Annotated in this window: 4 protein-coding genes and 1 pseudogene; all 5 read left to right on the forward strand. The window is 41.3% G+C overall.

The genetic code is table 11. The annotated features are described in order from the left end of the window. Nucleotides 1-1977, forward strand: a pseudogene (locus H5201_RS22035) (type IV secretion protein Rhs); the annotation flags it as partial. Between the two features lie 13 nt (nucleotides 1978-1990). Next, entirely contained in the window at nucleotides 1991-2851 is an 861-nt protein-coding gene (locus tag H5201_RS22040) for an immunity 49 family protein (RefSeq protein WP_182768373.1), read from the forward strand. Between the two features lie 366 nt (nucleotides 2852-3217). Continuing rightward, nucleotides 3218-3748 carry a hypothetical protein gene (locus H5201_RS23330; RefSeq protein ID WP_259399736.1) on the forward strand — a complete coding sequence of 177 codons (531 nt, stop codon included), beginning with the start codon at nucleotides 3218-3220 and terminating at the stop codon, nucleotides 3746-3748. 235 nt (nucleotides 3749-3983) lie between these two features. Beyond that, on the forward strand, nucleotides 3984-4520 hold the full coding sequence (locus H5201_RS22055) for a DUF4303 domain-containing protein (protein ID WP_182785409.1): 537 nt from the start codon (nucleotides 3984-3986) through the stop codon (nucleotides 4518-4520). Between the two features lie 67 nt (nucleotides 4521-4587). Further along, nucleotides 4588-4932: an immunity protein YezG family protein gene (locus tag H5201_RS22060; RefSeq protein ID WP_182785410.1), complete on the forward strand. Its 345-nt coding sequence runs from the start codon at nucleotides 4588-4590 to the stop codon at nucleotides 4930-4932. Nucleotides 4933-5079: the final 147 nt, after the last annotated feature.

The following is a 5079-nucleotide window of genomic DNA, read 5'->3' on the forward strand; positions in this document are numbered from 1 at the left end:
TCTGGGCAAGGCGATTTAATCATTCATAACGCCGGCGGCGAAATTAAACTCGATAGCCAAGGCAACGCCACCATCATCGCTACCAATATACTCACCCTCGACAGCAACATTGTCACCTTTGATGGACCAGTTGATTACGATATAGAAAGCCCGCAAACAGCTAGTAGCCCAAGTGCCTCAAGTCCTGCGAGTATTAGCCAAATCACCGCGTTTGATTTAAGTGACAATACGCTATCTGCAGGCGCACTCGCTCAGCTTGAACTTGAATACTTCTACGATGATGGCTCTGCCATTGAAGGTGTTGACTACCATATTATTGATAATGATGGTGTTGAACACACCGGCACCCTGGCGAATGGCGTAGCAACCTTGGCTAATTTACCACAAGGTAAAAGCCAAGTGACATTGTCAGCAACCACCCAAGCCGATGAGCAACGCCTTATTCAATTGCGCAAAGAATTCAATCAACACCTTACCTCCATGCTTGATGAAATTCGCAGGCAAGCCGCGATTGGGGATGCCATTTTTGAGCAAGAAGACTTTTTTACCCAATGGATGATTGAAACCGGCGCAAGAGCAACGGGTCTGTATCAAGGCGCTAAATCCCTTGTAACGGGTATCGCTGATTTAGTCGTACTAGGGATTGATATCAATATCAGTGTGTATTCGGCCTGTTTTAGAATGATTGACGCCGTTGCAAGTGGTGATAAACACGCTGTTAAACAAGAACTTGAAACCATTTTAGCCTTTAGCCAAAAAACAACCAGCGCATTATCACAGGCGTTTGAACTATTACTTGCCTTAATGGACGATGCAGACACCAGCAGTGCATTAGCGCGCTTCCCGTATGACTATATTGAAGCGCATTCCTACGTTGATAAACAACGTTTAACCGGTGTTATGGCGTTTGAGATATTATTAGCGCTGTTAACGGGCGGTGCGGGAGCCGCAGCCTCTGCGGCAAGTAAATCCAAGCATCTCGTCAATGCGAATCGCTCATTAGTCGAGATGGCCGACATACTCAAACGCAAGCAACTTAACAAAACCACCTCGCATACCGTGTCGCCTGAGCAACCTAAATTAATTGAGCACATTGACAAACCCGATGCGACATTACAACCAGGTACCAACCGAGGCGTAACCACGCAGGTGTCAGCCAAAGCCCATGCTGACTATTTATTAGAGAATCTTCCCGATGATATTCGTGGCAACTACCGTGCATACACCAATGCAGACGGTAAAGTTATCATACAGCGCATAGATGGGAGTAAACCACCGAAACTGCGTTATGAAAATGGCGCGTTAGTTACTGTATCTGACCAAATCGATGTGTTTAACACCATTTCACAAAAACTAAAAATTAAACACAGCAACTTAGACTCAGCAGCAAGAAAGCGTTTAAAAACATTAGAAACAGCACGTAATAAAGCCGTTGCACAACGTGACGCTGCATTACTGGCAGGCGACGCTAAAGCATTAACAGATGCACAAAAAGCCATGCGATTGGCCAGTGAAGATTTAGGTGAAGAAGCCGCACGCATTTACGTACAACAAAATTACCCTAACGCCAAACCGTTAAACACCAAATTACCCGGTAACGGCAAACAAGGCGAGTTTGACCAAGTGTATGTCATCGAAGATGGTAAAGTCCTTATCATGGAAGCCAAAGGCGGTAATGCAACATGGGGTAGCAGAATAGCTGGAGAGGAACGTGCACAGCAAGGCTCCGCCAAGTACATGGATTCTGTGATTGATAATTATACCGAGCAGATGAAACGCCTCACAAAAGACCCTCGCTATGGTAAAGTCGGCGAAAAAGCGTTTACTGAGCAGGTTGAAGGCATTGAAGATATGCTGGATGAGTTAAGAATTGCAAAAAGAAAACAGGGTATTGAATATATTGGCATACAACAAAAAGCCAATGACAATGGCTTAATCGAGACCATTGATGTGTCTATTTTTGATATCGGATTTTAAGGAGTTATTTTAGATGATTAAAAGCCATTACAGCTTTGCACAAAGAAGCTATGAAAGAGCAATCAAGTTATATAATAGATTGCAAGAAGATGAAATTACTATGATCCAGAAAAACCCTGGCTACCAAATGTATTTTAGCTTTAAAACAAACCTAATAGACACTTTCCCAATGGAAGCCATTGAAAACCCTAATAGCTACCATGCCTGGCTGTACTTGCTACGCGCATCGCAATTAGGCCTCGGTATTTTCCAAAGTAACGCCAATGATGGTCAAGCCTTTCCATTTTTTTATGACGATGAATACCTAGAGGTGGTTGGCAAGAAAAACCCTGAAAACGCAGAGCACCCTGTTTGGCTACTTGCTTTATATGCCGCGATTATCGTACGCAACCAAGAGGCCATAGATTTTTTAACCACCATCGACAATGAGGTGTTTGTAAACTCTAATTACGGCAATCAACTCAAACCGTTTGATTATGCCTTAGCTGATTTACTCAAAGGACTGTTCGCCCCAAGCGCCGACTTAGCGCACCTGCTAGAGCAAGCGTATATCACCTCTAACCCGGATGATTACCCTATTGATGAAGCGTATTTGTATGCCAGTCGTCTCAAGTGGCCGTTGGTCTCTGTTATCGAAGCGATTTTCACCGAAAATGGTGAGCAAGCCTACAACAGCACCATGGAAAAAGCTTTATTACTGCACCAAGAATATTACAGTGATGAAGAGCGCATGTGGAATGACCGTGGCGCCATTTCAATACCACTAACCGCAATGGCTGTTATCGCTAAAGAAGTCAAAGGCTATCAGCTCAGCGTTGAAAATGAGTATATTCCTGATTGGTTAATTAATGTAAACCCACCAAAACCAGAATAAACTGAACGTATTAATAATTACTCGCTCTTTAACAACATGGATGTTGGTAGGCTAGGCGCTAATACAGCCGCTGATTAGTGCCCTGCCTTTCATTTTTGCACAAGTAAATTCGAGTCTACGCATTCGTAGCAGCGGGTTTACCCCACGACATAATTCCCCCGCAGCCCACAACGAATTATTATTTGATGATAAAGCCAATGACAGCAACGAATCGATGGAAGGCGCTATTGCAGTATTCCGGCTCTTTACCCAACGAAAGTAGGCAAAGGTGACCCTGTTCAGTATTTACGTAAAATAAACTGGCAAGACTTAGGCAAACAAGCCGCCAGTGAAGTCAAAGCAATTATTAAAAGCTTTAGAGATACCTTGCAAGATATTTCAACCAGCTGGAAATACGACCTCCTACTGCCAGACTCGGCCATTGACGGCATGCAAGCCATGGTCAAACAACTTGATGAAGTCACCCCGCAAATAGACCAAGGGGTAAGAAACGCAGCGCAAGAAATTGGCAATCGCGTAAATAAAGCCCTCGATGAGTTTGAGCCACCGGCAAGCACGGGTGTAGTGGGCAAACCGAAGAAGACGGTAGCCAATGAATTAGAGCCGCCGAAAGGGAATGATTTAAAGGGGGCTAAGAACAAAGCAAATAAGCAGCTTTCTAATAGCTTATTAATTGAAAAGTATGCCAATGAGTTCTTTACGTTAAAACGCAAAGATTTTAGAGCATGGAAAATAAAGCTTGCAAATGAAGGGTTATCTTCAAACGAAATACAGGATGCTATATATTTCGGCTCTTTAAAAAGTGGTAAAAACATGTGGGGAGACAATTGGAAAAATATTATGAAGAAATATCAGGAACTAAATATCCCGGACCTCCCAATCATGCTCACCATTTAGTAGAGAAGAAAGGAGGTGGTAAATATGGTGTTTCAAATCGGAAAATTCTTGAAGATGTAGGTATTAATCCTTTATTATCTAAGGAGAATTTTGCTTGGGCGCCTCTCATAAAAGGACAGCATGGATTAGAGCCTCAGGCTCAACTAAATGAAATGTTGAATACATCTCGGGGCAATAAAAAAGCGATACTCAAAGTATTAGAGCAATGGGCAACAATATCGAAAGGTAGAACAATATGAATCTTGAACAAGAAAAAAATCAACTTGTCGAAGATCTAAGTAATATTTATAAAGCGCTCTTAAAAAAGTTGATTCACAAGTATAAGGATATAAATTCAATAGCTATTCATTGTGATTCAGGCTTTAGTGCATTTGGCTTTTCTTGGAACTCTAATGATTATTTGGAAAAGAAAAAAGAAAAATTTCCTGAAAGCGATTGGCTAATAATCAAATACTCTGTATCTGAGTGGAATAATATTTTTTACGAATATGAGGCATTTAACGACATTAATGAAAGGATAGAAGAAATATTTGATGACCTTTATGATGAAGATCTAACAGATGAGCAGATAACTCAATTTTTTTGCGAGATAATCCATGGAGTACTATTGGAACTTACGAAGGTATTTTTTGATCATCGTGCTCCATTTATTTCATTACAATTTAACGATCCTAGTGATAAAGAGATTGACGTAATGCTAAAAATCAATCAACTATTAACAAATAAGCATCGGAATCTTGAATTTGAAAATTATTTAGAAAAAATAAAGTAATTTAAAAATCCCTCATGAATTAAGGAGCTCTCCCTAATTATGACATTTATAATGCTAAGGACAGCATATGCAACCAGATATTAAAAACGTTCCACAACACCTAGGTCAGTTCCTTTACGAGCAAATAAAAGAGCCGTGGCTTGAAGCCCAACTCATTTTAAATTGCGAAGATAAAGGTTTACTTGAATGCCAAGCTCACTTTAAAAAAGCCGATGACTCTAGTGAACAGCCAATTACCGTGACAGACGAGATAGTCGATTTATTCATCACCCTTTTTGAGAATGCCACTAAACACCAACCAGAAAAATGGACGCGCGCCATTTTTACTATTACACGGCAAGGCCAGTTCAACCTGAACTTTGAGCGTGATAATAATGATGATGACGTTATCACTGCACAGCAAACTTATTAAACAATATTGATTTACCCGCTCTTTAACAACATGGATGTTGTTTGGCTAGGCGCTAATACAGCCGCTGATTAGTGCCCTGCCTTTCATTTTTGCACAAGTAAATTCGAGTCTACGCATTCGTAGCAGCGGGTTTACCCCGCGACATAA

It is taken from the genome of Pseudoalteromonas sp. SG43-6 (genome assembly GCF_014164365.1).
GTDB lineage: Bacteria > Pseudomonadota > Gammaproteobacteria > Enterobacterales > Alteromonadaceae > Pseudoalteromonas > Pseudoalteromonas rhizosphaerae.

Bases quoted from the DNA above. Each gene is read 5' to 3' on its own strand.
- H5201_RS22040 (WP_182768373.1), top strand. From the start codon at position 1,991: ATGATTAAAAGCCATTACAGCTTTGCACAAAGAAGCTATGAAAGAGCA.
- H5201_RS22055 (WP_182785409.1), top strand. From the start codon at position 3,984: ATGAATCTTGAACAAGAAAAAAATCAACTTGTCGAAGATCTAAGTAAT.
- H5201_RS22060 (WP_182785410.1), top strand. From the start codon at position 4,588: ATGCAACCAGATATTAAAAACGTTCCACAACACCTAGGTCAGTTCCTT.